General features: G+C 66.8%; 13 protein-coding genes. 7 read left to right on the top strand and 6 right to left on the bottom strand.

Going from position 1 to position 19,497, the window contains the following annotated elements:
* Nucleotides 1-6: 6 nt before the first annotated feature.
* The 4 genes from ACZK4H_RS16905 to ACZK4H_RS16890 all read left to right on the top strand — a co-directional run bounded on the left by ACZK4H_RS16905 (nt 7) and on the right by ACZK4H_RS16890 (nt 5,533).
* Entirely contained in the window at nt 7-489 is a 483-nt protein-coding gene (locus ACZK4H_RS16905; protein ID WP_099553711.1) for a DUF3574 domain-containing protein, read from the top strand.
* A 36-nt stretch (nt 490-525) separates the two neighbouring features.
* Nucleotides 526-1,383, top strand: a complete 858-nt coding sequence (locus ACZK4H_RS16900; protein WP_099553803.1) for an SH3 domain-containing protein — start codon at nt 526-528, stop codon at nt 1,381-1,383.
* 128 nt (nt 1,384-1,511) lie between these two features.
* Entirely contained in the window at nt 1,512-3,230 is a 1,719-nt protein-coding gene (locus ACZK4H_RS16895; RefSeq protein WP_099553709.1) for a thiamine pyrophosphate-dependent enzyme, read from the top strand.
* Between the two features lie 698 nt (nt 3,231-3,928).
* On the top strand, nt 3,929-5,533 hold the full coding sequence (locus ACZK4H_RS16890) for a SulP family inorganic anion transporter (protein WP_099551283.1): 1,605 nt from the start codon (nt 3,929-3,931) through the stop codon (nt 5,531-5,533).
* A gap of 79 nt (nt 5,534-5,612) precedes the next feature.
* On the opposite strand, the gene ACZK4H_RS16885 is transcribed toward ACZK4H_RS16890, so the two are convergent.
* Nucleotides 5,613-6,323, bottom strand: coding sequence for a glutathione S-transferase (locus ACZK4H_RS16885; RefSeq protein WP_099551284.1), 711 nt, complete (start codon nt 6,321-6,323; stop codon nt 5,613-5,615).
* Nucleotides 6,324-6,492: 169 nt separating this feature from the next.
* Between ACZK4H_RS16885 and ACZK4H_RS16880 the strand changes: the two genes are divergently transcribed.
* Entirely contained in the window at nt 6,493-7,314 is an 822-nt protein-coding gene (locus ACZK4H_RS16880) for a DUF3014 domain-containing protein (protein ID WP_099551285.1), read from the top strand.
* A 181-nt stretch (nt 7,315-7,495) separates the two neighbouring features.
* Nucleotides 7,496-10,081, top strand: a complete 2,586-nt coding sequence (gene clpB, locus ACZK4H_RS16875; RefSeq protein ID WP_099551286.1) for an ATP-dependent chaperone ClpB — start codon at nt 7,496-7,498, stop codon at nt 10,079-10,081.
* Between the two features lie 71 nt (nt 10,082-10,152).
* Here clpB and ACZK4H_RS16870 read toward each other — a convergent pair whose 3' ends face one another.
* The 3 genes from ACZK4H_RS16870 to ACZK4H_RS16860 all read right to left on the bottom strand — a co-directional run bounded on the left by ACZK4H_RS16870 (nt 10,153) and on the right by ACZK4H_RS16860 (nt 13,117).
* Nucleotides 10,153-10,953, bottom strand: coding sequence for a MipA/OmpV family protein (locus ACZK4H_RS16870; protein ID WP_099551287.1), 801 nt, complete (start codon nt 10,951-10,953; stop codon nt 10,153-10,155).
* A 140-nt stretch (nt 10,954-11,093) separates the two neighbouring features.
* Nucleotides 11,094-12,383, bottom strand: a complete 1,290-nt coding sequence (locus tag ACZK4H_RS16865) for an ATP-binding protein (RefSeq protein ID WP_099551288.1) — start codon at nt 12,381-12,383, stop codon at nt 11,094-11,096.
* On the bottom strand, nt 12,380-13,117 hold the full coding sequence (locus ACZK4H_RS16860; RefSeq protein WP_099551289.1) for a winged helix-turn-helix domain-containing protein: 738 nt from the start codon (nt 13,115-13,117) through the stop codon (nt 12,380-12,382). The genes ACZK4H_RS16865 and ACZK4H_RS16860 overlap by 4 nt, the downstream gene beginning before the upstream one ends.
* Before the next feature lie 182 nt (nt 13,118-13,299).
* Here ACZK4H_RS16860 and ACZK4H_RS16855 point away from each other — a divergent pair, with 182 nt between their 5' ends.
* On the top strand, nt 13,300-14,586 hold the full coding sequence (locus tag ACZK4H_RS16855; RefSeq protein WP_099551290.1) for an O-acetylhomoserine aminocarboxypropyltransferase/cysteine synthase family protein: 1,287 nt from the start codon (nt 13,300-13,302) through the stop codon (nt 14,584-14,586).
* A 336-nt stretch (nt 14,587-14,922) separates the two neighbouring features.
* Here ACZK4H_RS16855 and ybaL read toward each other — a convergent pair whose 3' ends face one another.
* Together ybaL and ACZK4H_RS16845 are read right to left on the bottom strand one after the other, a co-directional pair.
* Complete coding sequence (gene ybaL, locus ACZK4H_RS16850) at nt 14,923-16,620, bottom strand: YbaL family putative K(+) efflux transporter (protein ID WP_099551291.1); 1,698 nt, start codon at nt 16,618-16,620, stop codon at nt 14,923-14,925.
* Between the two features lie 238 nt (nt 16,621-16,858).
* Complete coding sequence (locus ACZK4H_RS16845) at nt 16,859-19,246, bottom strand: TonB-dependent receptor plug domain-containing protein (protein WP_478472994.1); 2,388 nt, start codon at nt 19,244-19,246, stop codon at nt 16,859-16,861.
* Nucleotides 19,247-19,497 lie beyond the last annotated feature (251 nt).

Raw genomic sequence — 19,497 nt, 5'->3', positions numbered from 1 at the left:
GTACCGATGAAACACCTTGGCCTCGTCTTTGCCGTGCTGCTGGCCACCAGCGGCTGTGCCAGCCTGTCCTCGCAGGCGCCCAGCGCCTATGCCACGGCCACTACTGCCGAACTGAAGGGCGATGCCGCACGCCCGTCCGCCGGCCACGGCTGGGTGCGCAGCGAGCTGTATTTCGGCGTGGGCGAAGAGCAGGGCGCCGGCAACCGTCCGCAGGCCGACACCATCAGCGAGGCGCAATGGCGCACGTTCCTGGACAAGGAAGTGACTCCGCGCCTCCCGGATGGCCTGACCGTGTTCGATGCCTATGGCCAATGGCTGTTCCGCGGCGATGCCGCGCCCAACCGCCTGCGCACCAAGGTGCTGGTGGTGCTGCACGAGGACACCCCGCAGCGCCGCGCCGATATCGAAGCGATCCGCGTGGCGTGGAAGCAGCAGACCAAGCATCAATCGGTGCTGTGGTCGCGGCAGCCGGTGGAGGTATCGTTCTGAGTTGAAGGCGCCGCCGCGGTGCCGCAGGGAGCGATGATGAAACACAGGGAATGCGTGCTGGGCCTGATGCTGGCGGGATTGCTGGCACCGTCGGCGCAGGCAAGTGGCGACGACGGAGAAACACTGCGGTTCCAGGTGGCCGCTCACGTGCAGGCGCACGCCGATCCCCAGCAGGACGGAAGCATGGCGGTGCAGCTGTCGCCGTCGGGCAAGCGCCAGGTGCTGGCGGGCGCTGCGGATACCGACGGCAATTCGCGGTGGGGTCTGGAGGACGTCGATTTCGATGGCTATCCGGAACTGGTCGCGCGCGCCTCGGTGGGGATGGTCAATGAAGCGGTGACGGTATACCGCTTCGATCCGGCCAGCGCGGAGTTCCGCGCGCTGCAGGCCGAAACCCACGGCAAGGACAGCTGCGGTGACCTGATGGGGTTGAGCGTGGACGTTGCCACCCGCACCCTCACCAGCAGTTGCCGCAGCGGCCCGATGTGGTACGCCGACCAGTACCGGTTCGCAGGCGCAAAGCTCTACCTTTACCGCAGCGAGAATGTGCTGATGCTGGGCGATACGGTGAACGCCGTGCTGCAGTGGGAACAGGCCGATGAACAGGGCCCGCTGGCGGTCTGGCGCACCTACGATCCTGCCGGTCGTGTGCTGGAGAGCGCGATTGCCGATGGCCTGGGCGCACCGCCGGATGGGCCATTGCGGGGGCAGCAGGCCACCGTGGTGCCAGCACGCCTGTTCCTGTTCGACCGACCCGGCGCGACCAGCACCAAGCGCTATCTGGTGCGGGGCGACCGCGTGGAAATGCTGGATGAACAGGACGGCTGGGTGAAACTGCGCTACCGCAACCCGAAGCGCGGCGACGTGCTGGGGTGGATCAACGTCAACGATTGAAAAAAGGGGACGGAGGGAATCAAGTCGTATATGCCACAAACGACTTGATTCCCTCCGTCCCTTTTTTTTGCGGGGGCGTCACTTGCCAAGGTCTAGCCTCGGACGTCCCCCGTTCGAGGATGTATCCGATGAGCAAGCGCGTGGCCGAAATCGTGGTGGACGCCCTGCAGCAGGCTGGCGTTCGACGTTGCTACGGCATCGTGGGCGATACGCTCAACCATGTGACTGATGCGATGCATGGCAGTGACATCGCCTGGGTGCACGTGCGCCATGAAGAAGTGGCGGCGTTTGCCGCCGGCGCCGATTCGCTGGTGAGTGGTGAGCTGACCGCCTGCGCCGGCTCCTGCGGGCCGGGCAGCCTGCACTTCATCAACGGCGTGTTCGAGAGCAACCGCAACCGCGCGCCGATGGTGCTGATCGCCAGCCAGGTGGTGACCAGCGAGCTGGGCATGGAATTCCCGCAGGAAGTGGATTTCAAGGCGGTGTACGCCAGTTGCTCGGTGTTCTGCGAGCAGGTGCACAGCGCCGAGCAGGCGCGACGCGTGGTGACCCTGGCCTGCCAGGCGGCGATCAGCCGCCGTGGCGTGGCGGTGGTGATCCTGCCGGCCGACATCAGCCAGGCCGAGGTGAAGCACGATGTGCCGTTCTCGGTGCACTATACCCAGCCGGTGCTGCGCCCGTCGGATGCCGAGTTGCAGCGTATCGCTGAACTGCTGGGGCAGGGCAAGCGCATCGGCATCTACGCCGGCGCCGGCTGCCAGGGCGCGCACGCGCAGCTGCTGGAACTGGCCCGGCGTCTGCAGGCGCCGGTCGCGCACACCTCGCGTGCCAAGGATTTCGTCGAGCCGGACAACCCGTACAACATGGGCATGACCGGCATCTTCGGCATCGAGTCCGGCTTCCACACGCTGATGGAATGCGACACGCTGTTGCTGCTCGGCGCCGACTTCGCCTGGGGCCAGTTCTACCCGGACAAGGCGACGATCATCCAGGTCGACCGCGATGGCAGCCACCTCGGCCGCCGCCACCCGGTGAACCTCGGCGTGGTCGGTGACATCGCACCGACGCTGGATGCGCTGCTGCCGATGCTGCCGCCACGCGAGGACAGCAGTTTCCTGGACGAGTGCATCGAACGTCGCGACAAGGCGCTGAAGAAGCGCGAGCAGGAAGAGCAGCCCGGTGAGGGCGAGCTGATCCATCCGCAGCACCTGACCGCATTGCTGTCGAAGTATGCGACCGACGATGCACTGTTCACCGCCGACGGCGGCTCGCCGATGGTGTGGGTGCTGCGGCATATCCGCGTCAACGGCCGCCGCCGCGCGCTGACCAGCCTGCTGCACGGCACGATGGCCAACGCGATGCCGCAGGCACTGGGCCTGCAGAAAGCATTCCCGGGCCGGCAGGTGATCTCGCTGTCCGGCGATGGTGGCCTGGCGATGCTGCTGGGCGACCTGCTGACCGCGGTACAGGAGAACCTGCCGATCAAGGTGGTGGTGTTCAACAACGGCTCGCTGAACTTCGTCGAGCTGGAGCAGAAGGTGGAAGGCTTGTTGGACAACTACACCGACCTGAAGAACCCGGATTTTGGCCGCCTTGCCGAAGTGATCGGCTTCCACGGCCGCACCGTGACCCGCAGCGAGGATCTGGAGGAAGCGGTACAGGATTTCCTGGCGCAGCGCGGCCCGGCGTTGCTGGACGTGCATACCAGCCGCGCCGAGCTGGTGATGCCGCCGCAGATCGAAGCCAAGCAGGTGGCCGGTACGGCGCTGTATGCCGCCAAGGCGGTATTGAACGGCCGCTTCGATGATGTGAAGCATCTGCTGGTGGACAATTTCCTGAAGAAGTGAGGGGTGTGGTCGATGCAGGGCTGCGCCCTGCACCCGCCGAAACCACGGCAACCGCCGAAGCAAGGTCAAGAGCAGGTTTGCCGTGGGTAGGCGGGGTGGGTCCGGTTGCGGGGGACGCCGTAAATACGTCCCTGTAGGCTCGGTCGCGCCATCCATGGCGCTCACGCCCCCGCATCCGGACCCACCCCGCCTTCGACAGTTTCCTGCAATCTGCCGGAACGGCATATTGCACTGGTGGGTGTCGACCTTGGTCGACACGGTGGATCCACGCCATGCGTGGATGAACGAAAGAATGATCGGAATGATCTTCTGTAGAGCCGAGCCATGCTCGGCTAAGAGGCTTCGCGTACAGCGGCCGAGCGTGGGCTCGGCGCTACAACGAGAGCCTGCCTTTGCTTTTGATCTTTTGATTCTCTTCCGTGGCTGGCACGCGCAGGAAACTGTCAGGGGTCGGGCGGGGTGGGTTGCGCAGGACCGTTGGCGCCATGGATGGCGCCATCGAGCCCCCAGGGATGGGTTTACGGCGTGTCCTGCGCAGCCCACCCCGTACGGCCCACTCCGACAAGGCTGCTTTTGGCGACCAACCCCCAGCCACGAGGGGCCCCGCCGTTCGCTGGAACCCATCATTCCATGACGGAATTGGCGCGCCGGCCCCGCTGGGCCTACCATCGGCGGTCCCCACCCCCGCCGCCCCTTCCATGTCCGCTCCCGCTTCCGCCGCACCGCGTCGCTGGTTCGTCGCCGGTGACTTCAACGGTTTCTTCGGCCTGGTCGTCGACAACCTGTCCATTCTCGGCTTCATCGCCATGGCGCTGGTCGGGATCTTCCAGTTCCCCGCCGACGTGGTATTCGGCCGCATGTTCCCCGGCACCGCCTTCGGCGTGCTGGTCGGCAACCTGCTGTACACCCTGATGGCGCGCCGGCTGGCCGCGCGCACCGGCCGCGATGATGTCACCGCCATGCCGCTTGGCCTGGATGCACCTACCAGCATCGGCATGGCGCTGCTGGTGCTCGGCCCGGCCTTCATCGCCTTCAAGCAGCAGGGCATGGACCCACACGCTGCGGGCATCGCCACCTGGCAGCTGGGCATGGCCGCGCTGGTCATCATGGGCGTGCTCAAGTTCGTGCTGTCGTTCTTCGGCGAAGCGGTCACCCGTGCGCTGCCGCGTGCGGCGCTGCTGGGCTCCATTGCCGGCATCGCGCTGGTGCTGATGGGCCTGTTGCCGTTGCTGGAAACGCTGCGTTCGCCGCTGGTCGGCTTCACCACGCTGGGCCTGCTGCTGTACGTGCTGATCGCCAAGGGCAAGCTGCCGGTGCGAGGGCCGGGCGTGCTGCTGGCGTTCGTGTTCGGCACCGTGCTGTATTACGGCCTCGGCCTGGCCGGCTTGGGCGCGCCGGGCTTCCACGTGCCGGAGTGGGTGCCGCCGCAGGTGGTGCTGCCGCTGCCGACACTGGGCTTCCTTGATGGCCTGCCCACGGCGATGACCTACCTGCCGCTGCTGCTGCCGTTCGGCCTGCTGATGGTAGTCGGTGGCATCAACGTCTCTGAAAGCGCACGTGCGGCCGGTGATGACTACCGTACCCGTGACATCCTGCTGGTGGAAGCGGTGGCGACGCTGGTGGCCGGTGTCTGTGGCGGTGTTGCGCAGACCACGCCGTACATCGGCCAGCCCGCGTACAAGCACATGGGCGCACGCAGCGGCTATACGCTGCTGACCGGCCTGTTCGTTGGCATCGGCGGCATGCTGGGCATCATCTCGGGGCTGGTGCAGTGGCTGCCGCTGGCGGTGCTGGCACCGATCATCGTGTACGTGGCCATCGACATCACCACCCAGGCCTTCCAGGCCACGCCGCGCCACCATACCGGTGCGATGGTGTTCGGCTTCCTGCCGTCGGTGGCCTATCTGCTGGCGATCAAGGCGCCGGGCTGGATCGCGCCGGACCAGCTGCCGCAGCTGCTGACCAAGCTCGACGGGCATGGCCTGCCGGAGCTGGCGGTGATCTTCACCCTCGGCAATGGCTTCATCATCACCTCGATGCTGTGGATCTCGGCGGTGGCGGCAATGGTCGATGGGCGCCTGCGCCGCGCCTGCGGTTTCCTGCTGGTGGCGGCGGTGCTGACCCTGTTCGGCCTGATCCACTCGGTGGACCCGCGCGGCGGCATCTACCTGCCGTGGGACCTGGAAGGGCTGGCGCGCACCATCAGCTGGCAGTTCGCGGGGGCCTACGTGGCATTGGCGTTGCTGCTGGGGTTGCTTTCGCTGCAGAAGCAGCCGGTGCGGCCGCTGGGTGAAAACAGCTGACCCCACGGTGGTGCCGGCCGCTGGCCGGCAACGCGGTGGGCTGTAGACGTATCGTGTGGTTGCCGGTCAGCGGCCGGCACTACCGCTCTCCATCCAGTTCCGGGTAGTGGCGGAAGATGCCATGGGGGTTGAACGGCAGCCGCCGCTCCGAGGCCAGGTAGGCGGCGATGTTCGGCCGCTTCGCCACCCGCTCCTGCAGCGCGCGCAGCAGGGGCAGGGTCGGTGCCAGTGCCTGCATGCGGCGCGGGAACATGTAGTCCAGCCCGCTCAGCAGCTGGAACAGCGACAGATCCACATACGAATGCTCGCGCAGTGCATGGCGGCCGCCGTTGGCCGCCAGCACCTGCTCGAAGTAGCCGAGGTACTTCGGCAACCGTTCGCTGCGCAGCGAGACTGCACGCGCCTTGGCCTCGGTCTTCTGCTCCTCGTAGTACTTCGAGGCCGCAATGGGGTGGTGGGTGTCATGCACCTCGGCCACCAGGTCGGCGATGGTCAGCTGCAGTTGCAGCGCCTGCATCCGTCGCGACGCCGCCTGCGGTACCAGATCCAGCGTCGGGCCGAGGAAATCGAGAATGGCCGCGACCTGTGCGATCACCTGTCGTCCCGCCTTCAGGAACGGTGGCGCGAATGGTTGTGCGCCTTCGCTGCCACCGTCCAGGAACGGCTGCATCACCGCGTCGCCGTGCACCCGTGCCATGTCGATGTAGTTGGCACCTGCATCTTCCAGCGCCAGCCGCACGAACTCGCCACGGCCCTGGATGCCGGTCCAGTAGTACAACGCGTACTGCATGGCAGTGCTCCTCAGAACAAGGCTCACAGCCTCGCGCGCGGCATGCAAAGCAAGTGTGAGCGCGGCCTTGCTGCAGGGCTCAACCCGAACGGCAGCGGAACAGGCGGGGAACCGGCTGCAATCGGTGGGGTCACACCTTCTCCATGCGTGTGAAACGAGGTGCTGCATCATGCAGAGTGGAAAGGCGGTATGGCCCTGGGTGTTGGGAGTGGTAGTCATCGGTGGTGCGGGCGGTTGGCTGTTCCGCGATCAGCTGAAGAGCCTGGCAGACGGTGTTTCGGTGCCGGTGCAATCAAGCCCTGCCAGTACCAGCGCACCGCCACAACCGCAGGCGGCCGCAGAACCCGCGCCAGCACCGCCGCCGATCAGGCATCCGCTGGATACCGAAGCCGCCGCCGATCCCGCGCTGCCGAAACTGGCCGACAGCGATAGCGCGGTCTGGGGGGCATTGAGCCAGCTGTTCCAGGGCGAGGGCCCGCTGACCCTGCTGCTGCGAGATCACCTGATCCAGCGCCTGGTCACCCAGGTCGACAACCTGGACAAGCCCAGCGTGCCACCCACCGCACTGGCCGCGAGGCCACTGCCGGGCAGCCTGCAGGTCGAGCCCGGCGAGGGTGGCGAACGCATCGCCGCCAGCAACGCCGCGCGCTATGCGCCCTATGTGCAGGCCTTCACCGCGCTGGACCCGGCGACGACGGCCACTGCCTACAAGCGCTTCTATCCGCTGATCCAGCAGGCCTATGTGGACCTGGGCCGACCCGACGGATATTTCAATGATCGCCTGGTCGCGGTGATCGATCACCTGCTGGAGACCCCGGAACTGGCCCAGGCGCCGCTGGTGGAACGCGATGAGCGCGGCCGCTACCGCTTCGTCGATTCGACCCTGCAGTCGCGGTCCATCGGCCAGAAGGTCCTGCTACGGATGGACGCAGCCCAGGCGCGGGCGGTCAAGCAGCAGCTGCGCGCTTTCCGTACCGCGATCAGCCGCTGAACCCGCCCACCGCGCATGACTGATCCGGATCAACGCGCCGACCACACCCGCTCCGGCATGCTGGCCGCAGGCTGACTGGCCTCGGGGAGCAGTCGCAGCCACCCTTGAAACGGGGTGGGGCAACCGCATCTTTCCAGCATCGCCGGCGCGGGCCGGCCCTGATGACCGATGAGGATTCGCAATGCGGATGGACAAGCTCACCTCGCGTTTCCAGCAGGCGCTGGCAGACGCACAGTCGCTGGCCGTGGGCCGCGACAACAGCATCATCGAACCGGTTCACCTGTTCAGCGCGCTGCTGGACCAACAGGGCGGCAGCACGCGCCCGCTGCTGGCCCAGGCGGGTGTGAACGTGCCGGTGCTGCGCGAGCGCCTGACCGAGGCGCTGGATGCACTGCCGAAGGTGTCCGGCCAGGCCGGCAACGTTTCGATGGGCAACGACCTCGGCCGCCTGCTCAATCACACTGACAAGCTGGCCCAGCAGAACGGCGATGCCTTCATTGCCAGCGAGTGGTTCGTGCTGGCCGCGCTGGAAGACAGCGGCACACTGGGCATGGCGCTGCGCGCCGCCGGTGCCGACAAGAGCCGCCTGCAGGCCGCCATCGACAAGCTGCGCGGTGGCGAGAACGTGCAGTCGGAAAACGCTGAAGAACAGCGGCAGGCGCTGGAGAAGTACACCATCGACCTGACCGCGCGTGCCGAGAGCGGCAAGCTCGACCCGGTGATCGGACGTGACGAGGAAATCCGCCGCACCATCCAGGTGCTGCAGCGCCGGACCAAGAACAACCCGGTGCTGATCGGCGAACCCGGCGTGGGCAAGACCGCGATCGTGGAAGGGTTGGCCCAGCGCATCATCAACGACGAAGTGCCCGAGGGCCTGCGTGGCAAGCGCGTGCTGTCGCTGGACATGGGCGCGCTGATTGCCGGCGCCAAGTTCCGCGGTGAATTCGAGGAGCGCCTGAAGGGCGTGCTCAACGACCTGGCCAAGAGCGAAGGGCAGATCATCCTGTTCATCGACGAGCTGCACACCATGGTCGGTGCAGGCAAGGCCGACGGCGCGATGGACGCCGGCAACATGCTCAAGCCGGCGCTGGCACGTGGCGAGCTGCATTGCGTGGGCGCCACCACGCTGGATGAGTACCGCAAGTACATCGAAAAGGATGCTGCGCTGGAGCGCCGCTTCCAGAAGGTGTTCGTGGGCGAACCGTCGGTGGAGGACACCATCGCGATCCTGCGCGGGCTGAAGGAAAAGTACGCGGTGCACCACGGGGTCGAGATCACCGACCCGGCCATCGTGGCGGCGGCCACGCTGTCCAACCGCTACATCACCGACCGCCAGCTGCCGGACAAGGCCATCGACCTGATGGACGAGGCGGCCTCGCGCCTGCGCATGGAGATCGACTCCAAGCCGGAGGAACTGGATCGCCTGGAGCGTCGGGTGATCCAGCTGAAGATCCAGCGCGAGATGCTGAAGAAGGAAAAGGACGAAGCCTCGCGGCAGCGCCTGGCCGACCTGGAGAACGACATCGATGCGCTGGAGCGCGAGTTCTCCGACCTCAATGAAATCTGGAAGTCGGAGAAGGCCGCGCTGCAGGGCGCGACGAAGATCAAGGAGCAGGTCGAGCAGGCCAAGCTGGAACTGGAAGCCGCGCAGCGCCGCCAGGATTTCGCGCGCATGAGCGAGATCCAGTACGGCCTGCTGCCGCAGCTGGAAAAGCAGCTGGCCGCTGCCCAGGAAGCCGAGCACAAGGACTTCAAGCTGGTGCAGGACCGCGTGACCGATGAGGAAATCGCCGAGGTCGTCTCGCGCTGGACCGGCATTCCGGTCAACAAGATGCTCGAAGGCGAGCGCGACAAGCTGCTGCGCATGGAAGAGGTGCTGCACAACCGCGTGGTCGGCCAGGAGGAAGCGATCAAGGTCGTCTCCGATGCCGTGCGTCGTTCGCGTGCGGGCCTGTCTGATCCGAACCGTCCGGCCGGCTCGTTCCTGTTCCTCGGCCCGACCGGCGTGGGCAAGACCGAGCTGTGCAAGTCGCTGGCCGAATTCCTGTTCGACAGTGCCGACGCGATGATCCGCATCGACATGAGCGAGTTCATGGAGAAGCACAGCGTCGCCCGCCTGATCGGTGCGCCCCCGGGCTACGTTGGCTACGAGGAAGGTGGCTACCTGACCGAGGCGGTGCGTCGTCGCCCGTATTCGCTGATCCTGCTCGACGAGGTAGAGAAGGCGCATCCGGATGTGTTCAACATTTTGCTGCAGGTGCTGGACGATGGCCGCCTGACCGATGGCCAGGGCCGTACCGTGGACTTCCGCAACACCGTCATCGTGATGACCTCGAACCTGGGCTCGCACCAGATCCAGGACATGAGCGCCGACGACAGCCCGGAGGCCTACACGCAGATGAAGGCGGCGGTGATGGGCGTGGTGCAGGCGCACTTCCGCCCGGAGTTCATCAACCGCCTGGACGACATCGTGGTGTTCCATCCGCTGGACAAGCAGCAGATCAAGCAGATCGCGCGCATCCAGATGCGCGGCCTGGAAAAGCGCCTGGCCGAACGTGGCTTGAAGCTGCTGGTGTCCGATGCAGCGTTCGACCTGCTTGGCAATGTCGGTTTCGATCCGGTGTATGGCGCGCGTCCGTTGAAGCGTGCGATCCAGGCACAGCTGGAAAATCCGCTGGCGCAGAAGATCCTGTCCGGCGCCTTCGTCAACGGCGACACCATCGAAGTCGGCAACGACGGCGGCCATCTGGTATTCGCCAAGGCGTGAGTCACACCGGGCGCTGCCTGACCGCAGCGCCCCGTTTCCTCCGTCAGCGCCGGGCCATGCCCGGCGACTTCTCAGAAGCGGTGCGTGTACCCGCTCATCAACCCGAACTGGTTGGGTTTCTGCACGATCGGGCTGTCGGCCGCATCGCCGAGCAGACGGGTGCCTTCGGCCGAGATATACCAGTTGCCGTTGCGGCCCACGCGGTGGCTCCACTTCAGGCCGAGACCGGCGCTGACCAGGCCGGCCTTCGGCTTGTGCTGGGCAAAGCCGGTGCGCGCCGCCTGTTCCGGACTGACGCCGTACCAGGTCTGCATGTAACCGCGGTTGCCGTAGTCGGTGGAAACACTGCCGCTGACCACGCCGCCGGCCAGGTCGAACAGCGGCATGCTCAGGTTCAGGTGGATCTGCTGGGTGGACAGGCCGTTCTCGGCCTTGTCCTCGTCCTTGCGGGTGAACTGCCAGGAACCGCTCAGCACGGCCTCGCCCAGCGTATAACCAACGGAGAGGCCGACCAGGGGACGGGTACGGATATCACCCATGCCGCGCAGGAAGTCCGAGCCACCGAGGGCCGAGTCCTTGTCGCGGCGGCTGCCGCTGGCACCGATGTAGGCGCGCACGTGCGTATGTTGGCCGATGCCCATGCCCCAGCCGATGCCACTGGTGCCCAGGAACCAGCCACCGGGTGACATGGCATCGAAGGACAGCATGGGCGACGCCTGGTACTCCTTGCTGCCGCTGTAGCGTGGGGTCGCACCGGCACCAGCGGCGACTTCGAAGGTCCAGTGGTCATCCTTGGCGTGGGCGATCGGCGCGGCAAACAGCGGCAGCAGGGCCAGGCAGAGCAGGGACGGAGTACGGCGAAGCTGGGACATGGAATCTCTCGACAATGGGAGGAAAGCAGCACGCGCATCCGGCGAGTGCTGCAGGGTTGCCAGCGTGGCGATATGCCGGCGACCGATCCCTCCGCAGTTGTGCGGGAGTTGTAATCAACTGTAATGGCGCCCTTGGGCGTTCAGCTGGCAGCCAGCGGCCAGTGCATTTCCAGGCGCGCGCCGCCCAGCGTGGCGCAGCTGATGCGCAGTTCGCCATTGTGGCGGGCGGCGATGCGGCTGACGATGGCCAGGCCCAGTCCGAAGCCGCCGGTGTCGCGGCTGCGGCTGTCGTCCAGGCGGGTGAACGGGCGCATCACCTTCTCGCGATCGGCTTCGGCGATGCCGGGGCCGTCGTCATCCACGCGCAGGCAGGCGCGGCCGCCGACACCCACCAGCGAGACTTCCACCTGCGAACGCGCGTGGCGCAGCGCATTGCCCACCAGATTGCTCAGTGCCAGTTGCAGCAGGCGCGGCTCGGCATCCACCCGTGGCAACGCACTGGGCTGGACGCGCAGGACTACGCCGGCACGTTCGGCATCACGGCGCACATCGGCCAGGCAGGCCTGCAGCCAATCGTTGGCTTCGATGCGCTGCATCGGCTCGCCTTCGCTGGGATGCTCCAGGCGTTCATAGGCCAGCAGTTCGCTGACCAGCCGGTTGAGTTCGGCCAGGTCGCCGTGCAGGCCCTGCGCCAGCCGTGCACGGCGTTCGCGATCGTCGCTGTCCTGCATCAGGTCCAGGCCGAAGGCCACGCGCGCGATCGGCGTGCGCAGTTCATGCGAGATCGCATGGGTCAGGTCACGTTGGCGCTGCACCAGTTCGGCCACGCGTGCGGCCATGCGGTTGGAATGGTCGACGATGACCCGGATCTGCGAGCGTGGCGAGACCTGTGCGCGCGCCTGCAGATCACCGGCACCGATGCGGTCGGCGTGCAGGCGCAATGCTTCGAGGTCGCGCCAGAGCAGGCGCACCCAGGCATACAGGCTGGCGCCCACCAGCAACAGGATGCTGAGATAGACGGCGATGGTCATGTACGTCGTCATCTGCACCGCGCCAGGCAGGCGCAGATGCAGCCAACGGCCGTCGAGGCCCTCGATCGGCAGCAGGACCTGCTGGTACTGGTCGCGCGTGATGAAGCCATCGGCCTGCACGGCCGCCTGTTCCTGCGGGTCGAGCGTGGGAGGACTGTCGAGCAGGGTCAGGGCGATGCCGTAGTGGGGCTGCCAGTGCTGCAGGCGCTCACGCTGCTGCCCGGTGTCCAGGCCGGCCAGGCCACTGCGCAGGGCGTATACCTGTCCGCGCACCTGCTGGACGAAGACGCGATCCTGCATGGGCGTGTAGATGCCGTCCAGGATGCGGTTGAAGAAGAACACCGAGATCAGGAAGCAGGCACCGGTAACGAACCACAACCACAGGAACAGCCGCTTCATGCCGTCCAGGCCGACGGGTTGAACTGGTAGCCACGGCCCCACACGGTCTTGATCCGCCGCGGTTCGCGCGCATCGTCGCCGAGCTTGCGGCGCAGCTTGCCGATGCTGACATCGACGCTGCGGTCCAGGCCGTCGAAGCCGATGCCGCGCACCGCCTGCAGGATCTGGTCGCGCGACAGGATCTGCCCCGGCTGGCTGGCCAGCAGCCACAGGATCTCGAATTCGGTGGTGCCCAGTTCCACCGGCTGCGCGTGCAGGTGCACCTCACGCTGCATGCGGTCGATCAGCAGTTCACCATGCATCAGCCGGCAGGGCGTGCCGGTGTTGCTGCTGCCGTGCCGGCGCCGCAGCAGGGCGCGCAGGCGGGCCAGCAGCAGTCGCGGTTCGATCGGCTTGTGCACGTAATCGTCGGCGCCCGATTCAAGGCCCAGCACCTGTTCGATGTCGTCCTCGCAGGCGGTCAGCATCAGGATCGGTACATCGGAGAAGCTGCGGATCTGCCGGCACACGTCGATGCCGCCGAGGCCGGGCAGCATCAGGTCCAGCACCACCAGTTCCGGCGCGTGCTGGCGGCAGGCCGCACCGGCGAGGTCGCCACGCGCGACGTGCTGCACGGCGAAGCCATGTTCGTGGAGGTAATCGCTGACCAGCTCGGCCAGGCGACGGTCGTCTTCCACCAGCAGGACCTGGGTCGGTGTGCCGCTGGCGGTGGGTGTCCAAGGGGATGGCTGCATACGCGTTGGGCTTCCGTGCCCGGGCAGGAGCGCCCGGCGGCGAAGCCTAGCAACGGCCCATGACGGCTGCCTGAATCGCGGCCAACCTGATAACCGGCGGTACTGGCGTCATCGCCAGCGGCTTTCAGCGGCCGGCCCCGGCTGGCCTATGGTGGCGGTTTCCCCGGATGGAGCCTGGTGCAATGAGCGACCCGCAGTGGCAACTGGAAACCCTGGCCGTGCACGGCGGCTACCGTCCCGATCCGACCACCCGCGCGGTGGCGGTGCCGATCTACCAGACGGTGGCATACGCCTTCGATGACACCCAGCATGGCGCCGATCTGTTCGACCTGAAGGTGCCGGGCAACATCTACACGCGCATCATGAACCCCACCACCGACGTGCTGGAGCAGCGCCTGGCCGCCCTGGAAGGTGGCATCGGCGCGCTCGCGCTGGCCTCGGGGCAGGCCGCGATCACCTATGCCATCCAGACCATCGCCGAGGCTGGCGACAACATCGTTGCCTCCAGCGCGCTGTATGGCGGCAGCCTCAACCTGCTGGCGCACACGCTGCCGCAGTACGGCATCCAGGCGCGCTTCGCCGATCCCGCCGATCCGTCCGCCTTCGCCGACCTGATCGACGAGCGCACCAAGGCCGTGTTCGTCGAATCGATCGGCAACCCGCGCGGCAACGTCACCGACATCGCTGCGATTGCCGAGGTCGCACATGCCGCTGGCGTGCCGCTGATCGTGGACAACACCGTGGCCACACCCTTCCTGCTGCGCCCGTTCGAGCACGGCGCCGACATCGTGGTGCATTCGCTGACCAAGTACCTGGGCGGCCACGGCACCAGTCTTGGTGGCGCGATCATCGATTCCGGCCGCTTCGACTGGGCGGCGCAGCCCAAACGTTTCGCGCGCCTCAACCAGCCCGATCCCAGCTACCACGGCGTGGTCTATACCGACGCACTGGGACCGGCGGCCTACATCGGCCGCGCGCGGGTGGTGCCGCTGCGCAATACCGGCGCCGCGTTGTCGCCGTTCAACGCCTTCCTGATCCTGCAGGGCATCGAGACCCTGGCCCTGCGCATGGAGCGCATCAACGCCAATGCACTGGCCGTCGCGCAGTACCTGAAGGCGCACGACAAGGTGGCATGGGTGCGCTACGCCGGACTGGCCGACGACCCGGAGCATGCTGCCGCCCAGCGCTACCTCGGTGGCCACGGCTCGGGCGTGCTGACCTTCGGCCTGCCAGGCGGCCGCGAAGCCGGCGCACGCTTCCTCGATGCGTTGAAGCTGTTCACCCGGCTGGTGAACCTGGGTGACGCCAAATCGCTGGCCACCCATCCGGCGTCCACCACCCATCGCCAGCTGGACGCAGCTGAACTGGCCCGGGCCGGCGTCAGCGAAGACACCGTGCGGCTGTCGATCGGCATCGAGCACATCGGCGACCTGCGCGCGGACCTGGAACAGGCCCTGGCCGGCGCCTGATAGCCACACGCTTGGTCGTCATCGCCACAGGCGATCACCACCGGCGCCGCGATGCGCTACGGTGGAACTGCCTCTCCAAGGCGTGGCAACGTGGCGATCCAGATCCCCGGTCGATGCGGGTCGACCGGGGATTTTTTTGTAGTAGATCCACGCCATGCGTGGATGAACGTCATCGAACATCATCCACGCATGGCGTGGATCTACTGTGTCGACCAAGGTCGACACCTACCAGAGCAGGACGCCACCTCGCCATCCCACGGACAGCCAGCTTCGGACGTTGACGTTGACGTTGATTCTGCAGGTGCAGGGCTGCAAGCCCTGCCGCCCGCACACCCCTCACACCACCGGAATGCTGTTCTGCCCCAACCCCCGGTACGGCGGCGTCGACATGATCATCTCCGCCAGCGAATACGCCAGCTCACGTTCGGCCATCACCGTGCCATCGGCGCCGTGTTCCAGCAGATGCTTCACTTCCGCATCGCTGTGCGCACGTGCCAGCAGGGTCAGGTCCGGGTTGATGGCGCGCAGCTTTGCCAGCGCCTCACCGGCTTCCAGCGGCTGCGGAATCGCCAGCACCGCGATCTTGGCGCGTTCCGGATGGGCCTCGGCCAGCACCCGGTCGGCGGCGGCGCTGCCGCGGATCGCCGCCAGGCCCTTGGCATGCGCCTGTTCGACGTGTTCCTTGTTGTCATCGATCACCAGCACCGGCACGCCGCGATCACGCAGCACCTGCGCCAGCTCACTGCCGACCCGGCCATAGCCGATCACGATGGCGTGGTCACGCAGGTCGCGCGAGGGACCGATGGCCTCTTCCGGCTCCGCCGGTTGCGGCTGCTGTTCCTGCTTGGCCTGCCAACGATCGAGCAGGCCGAACACCAGTGGGTTGAGCATGATCGACACCAGCGCACCGGCCAGCACCAGTGACTGGCCTTCCTTCGGCAGGATCTGCAGCGCCACGCCGAGGCCGGCGATGATGAAGGCGAACTCGCCGATCTGCGCCAGGCTGGCCGAGATGGTCAATGCGGTGCTGGTCGGGTGGCCGAACGCACGGACGATGAAGAACGCAGCGGCCGACTTGCCGAACATGATGATCAGCACGGTGGCCAGCACCTGCCAGGGATGCTGGACGAGGATGTTGGGGTCGAACAGCATGCCGACCGAGACGAAGAACAGCACTGCGAACGCATCACGCAGCGGCAGCGAATCATGCGCGGCCTTGTGGCTCAGCTCCGATTCGTTGAGCAGCATGCCGGCGAAGAACGCGCCCAGCGCGAACGAGACGCCGAACAACATGGCCGAGCCGAACGCCACGCCCAGCGCGATCGCCAGCACCGAGAGGGTGAACAGTTCGCGCGAACCGGTGCCGGCGATACGCTCCAGGATCCACGGGATGACCCGGCGGCCGACCACCAGCATCACCGCCACGAACAGGCCCAGCTGCACGAAGGTCCAGCCGATGTCGGCCAGCACGCTGCCCAGCGAGTGCGATTCCTTGGCCGCGTCGGGGCCGAACACGCCGGCCATCACCGGCATCATCACCAGCGCCAGCACACAGGCCAGGTCTTCGACGATCAGCCAGCCAACCGCGATCTTGCCGCGCATCGTCTCCAGCAGGCGGCGTTCCTCCATCGCCCGCAGCAGCACCACGGTACTGGCCGTGGCCAGCGAGAAACCGAAGATGACCCCGTGCAAGGCGGGCCAGCCCATCAGCGAGGCCACGCCCCAGCCGAGCAGGGTGGCCACCGCGATCTGGCCGATGGCACCGGGGATGGCGATGGCCTTGACCGCCATCAGGTCCTTCAATGAGAAGTGCAGGCCGACGCCGAACATCAGCAGCATCACGCCCAGCTCGGCCAGCTGGTTGGCCAGCGCCTGGTCGGCGACGAAGCCGGGGGTGAACGGGCCGACGCAGATGCCAGCAACCAGGTAACCGACCAGGGGAGACAAGCGCAGCTTGTTGGCCAGCGCGCCGAAGATGAAGGCGAGCCCCAGGCCAACGGCCACGATGTTGATCAGGTCGGTGTCATGGTGCATCGGCACTCGCAGGCAATCGGGGGGATGTCCCGATTTTCACCGATGAGGCCAGATACGGCAAACCCGCCGGCCACGTGTCGTGGCCGGCGGGTTTGCCCACGCATTTCTCCTCTACCCCCGCCTTCGGCGCGCCGCTTCAACAAGAAGGGGCTCTCCTCCAGATGCGGCGAGGGGTTGCCGGCCAGCGGCCGGCACTACCAGAGCTGCGCCGGGCATGGCCCGGCGCTACCGATACCGCTTACCAGGTGTACTTGACCCGCCCGTACACATACGCGCCGTTGAAGCCGAACGGCGAGTAGTTGCTGTACGGCAGCATGCCGAACGTGGAGTTCTGCAGGTCTTCGGTGCGGTCCGGGTACTTGTCCAGCAGATTGTCGGCGCCCACGGTCAGGGTCCAGTTGCTGCTCGGCTTGTAGCTGGCCGAGGCATCCACCACCCAGGCATCGCCGTAGGTCTGGTCACGCAGCGCGGTGGCCGAGTTGCGCACGGTGAACTTGCCGTAACGGGTTGCCGCCAGCCCCAGTTCCCAATGATCCGAACGCCAGGTGCCGCTCAGGATCGCCTTGTCGCGCGGGTAGCTGTCCTCGATGCGCCCGATCTCGTCGCGGCCGATCAGCGACTGGGTCAGGCCCAGCGTGCCGAACACCGCCGGGGTGCCACCGACGCGGCGCACTTCGGTGTCGTTGTAGCTGTAGGCCGCGGTCAGTTCCAGGCTGCTGGCCGTGAACGGCACGGTGTAGCTGGACACGAAGTCAACGCCGCGGGTGCGCGTATCCAGGCCGTTGGTGAAGTACGAGAACGCGGTCACCTGCGGCAGGCCGAGGCTGGACAGCAGCGCGCCGCTGGCGGCGTTGGTGGTGATGCTGGACGACAGCGCGATGCGGTTGTCGATGTCGATCTGGTAGGCATCGACGGTGATGTACAGGCGATCCACCGGCTGCAGCACCAGGCCCAGGCTGTAGGAAGTGGACGTCTCGGCCTTCAGCGGCGAAGCGCCCAGCGCCTGTGCGGCTGCGCTGGTAGTCGGGAAGGTGCCGCGTTCAACGAACACGCCGTTGGTGAACTGGCTGGTGACGGCCTGGTAGCCCTGCTGCGCCAGCGACGGCGCACGGAAGCCGCTGGAGGCGGTTGCCCGCAGCGCGACCTTGTCGGTGAACGCATAGCGCGCCGACAGCTTGCCGGAGAAGCGGTCGCCGAAGTCCGAGTAGTCCTCGTAGCGGCCGGTGATGCCGGCCGAGAATTTCTCGGTCAGATCCGCTTCCAGGCCGGCGTAGACGGCGTAGTTGTGGCGGTCGGCATGCACCTCATTGGTCGGGGTGAAGCCGCCGAAGCCCTGTGCGCCGCTGCCGGTGTACGAGTTCAGCTCGCCCGGCTTCTGGTCCCACTTCTCCTTGCGGTACTCACCGCCGAAGGACAGCGTGACCGGGTAGGCCAGGCCCCAGTCCAGCGACTTGGTCAGGTCAGCGTTGAAGATGTCCTGCTGGTACTTCAGTGTGCCGTCGTAGAACGAGCGCGGGCTGGTCGCACCCAGGCTGTAGTTGATGCTGTTGCGGGTGTGGAAGTCCAGGGTGTTCTCGCCGTGGTTCAGGCTCAGGTCCCAGGTCCAGCCGTTGTCGGTGTTGCCCTTGACCCCGGCCACCAGCGAGCGGTCCTTGGAGTACTGGTTGATCTCCGGCACGAAGCCATCGGGGTAGGTCTGCGCCAGCAGCGCGGTCTGGTTCAGATGGTTGCGCGAGCGGTAGAACGCGAACGAGGTGATGTCGCGGTTGCTCAGCAGCGCGCTGGCGTAGCCGGTCACGTGGTCGCTGAAGTCGAAGCTGGCGTTGACCGAAGCGGCGGTAGCGTCCACACGCGGGTCGCCGACGATGAAGGTGGTCTGGCCGACGCTGGGGTAGTTGCCGGTGTTCGGCGTGGTGCCACGGTAGGGACCGGCGCGGTTGCTCTCATCCTGCTGGCTGATCTGGCCAGCCACGTGCACGCGGCCGCGGCCGTTGCCGAACTCGACGCCGGTATCGCCGGAAAGCTGGTACTTGTTGCCGTCACCGGCCGAGTACTGGCCGTAGTCCACCGCCAGGCTGCCACCACTGCCGCTGCCCTTGAGCACGATGTTGATGACGCCGGCGATGGCATCCGAGCCGTATTGCGCCGACGCGCCGTCGCGCAGCACTTCCACGCGCTCGATGGCGGCGATCGGGATGGCGTTGATGTCCACCGCCGACGAGCCACGGCCGATGCTGCCGTTGACGTTGATCATCGCCGAGGTATGGCGGCGCTTGCCGTTGACCAGCACCAGCACCTGGTCCGGCGACAGGCCGCGCAGCTGTGCCGGGCGCACGCCGCTGGTGCCGTCGGTCAGGGCCGGGCGCGGGAAGTTCAGCGAGGGCAGGGCGCGCGACAGCGCCGTGGCCAGTTCGCTGGTGCCGGTGGACTGCAGGGCTTCGGGGGTGATGATGGCGATCGGCGACTGCGATTCGGCGACCGTGCGGTCGGCCACGCGGGTGCCGGTGACGATCACCGTGTCCAGGGTGTTGGCGGCGGTACCGGCCTGCTGGGCAGCGGCAACGAACGGAGAGCCACCGAGTGCGACAGCGACGGCGGCGGCGATCAGGCTGGTCTTGCGGGTCATCGGGATGGGGCTCCGGTTGGCGGGGGGCGGCACCGGAATCGACATCACGGACGTGAGGCGGACGGCGGTTGTTGCGGTGCGCAAAGCAGGAATTAACGGGATATTCAGTGCCTGTCAAATGGTTGCAACAGGAAAAAACGTTGCAGTAGCAACCATTTAGCGGCAGGGGCAGCGGCGGGAGGTGGGGCCCGGGGGCTGCGCGGGGCCGACGAGGGAGAGAGTTTGCCTGCCGCCGCGCATCCCGGGGCGCG

The organism is Stenotrophomonas sp. 78350_Sma, assembly GCF_056482105.1.
The sequence above is the reverse complement of the archived record's forward strand: the minus strand, read 5'-3'. Positions and strand labels throughout refer to the sequence as shown.

What these genes read in the sequence shown, in the direction of transcription:
- ACZK4H_RS16870 (WP_099551287.1), bottom strand. Translation starts at nt 10,953, where the DNA reads ATGTCCCAGCTTCGCCGTACTCCGTCCCTGCTCTGCCTGGCCCTGCTG.
- ACZK4H_RS16880 (WP_099551285.1), top strand. Translation starts at nt 6,493, where the DNA reads ATGCAGAGTGGAAAGGCGGTATGGCCCTGGGTGTTGGGAGTGGTAGTC.
- ACZK4H_RS16900 (WP_099553803.1), top strand. Translation starts at nt 526, where the DNA reads ATGAAACACAGGGAATGCGTGCTGGGCCTGATGCTGGCGGGATTGCTG.
- ACZK4H_RS16855 (WP_099551290.1), top strand. Translation starts at nt 13,300, where the DNA reads ATGAGCGACCCGCAGTGGCAACTGGAAACCCTGGCCGTGCACGGCGGC.
- ACZK4H_RS16865 (WP_099551288.1), bottom strand. Translation starts at nt 12,383, where the DNA reads ATGAAGCGGCTGTTCCTGTGGTTGTGGTTCGTTACCGGTGCCTGCTTC.
- ACZK4H_RS16885 (WP_099551284.1), bottom strand. Translation starts at nt 6,323, where the DNA reads ATGCAGTACGCGTTGTACTACTGGACCGGCATCCAGGGCCGTGGCGAG.
- ACZK4H_RS16905 (WP_099553711.1), top strand. Translation starts at nt 7, where the DNA reads ATGAAACACCTTGGCCTCGTCTTTGCCGTGCTGCTGGCCACCAGCGGC.
- ybaL (WP_099551291.1), bottom strand. Translation starts at nt 16,620, where the DNA reads ATGCACCATGACACCGACCTGATCAACATCGTGGCCGTTGGCCTGGGG.
- ACZK4H_RS16890 (WP_099551283.1), top strand. Translation starts at nt 3,929, where the DNA reads ATGTCCGCTCCCGCTTCCGCCGCACCGCGTCGCTGGTTCGTCGCCGGT.
- ACZK4H_RS16845 (WP_478472994.1), bottom strand. Translation starts at nt 19,246, where the DNA reads ATGACCCGCAAGACCAGCCTGATCGCCGCCGCCGTCGCTGTCGCACTC.
- ACZK4H_RS16895 (WP_099553709.1), top strand. Translation starts at nt 1,512, where the DNA reads ATGAGCAAGCGCGTGGCCGAAATCGTGGTGGACGCCCTGCAGCAGGCT.
- ACZK4H_RS16860 (WP_099551289.1), bottom strand. Translation starts at nt 13,117, where the DNA reads ATGCAGCCATCCCCTTGGACACCCACCGCCAGCGGCACACCGACCCAG.
- clpB (WP_099551286.1), top strand. Translation starts at nt 7,496, where the DNA reads ATGCGGATGGACAAGCTCACCTCGCGTTTCCAGCAGGCGCTGGCAGAC.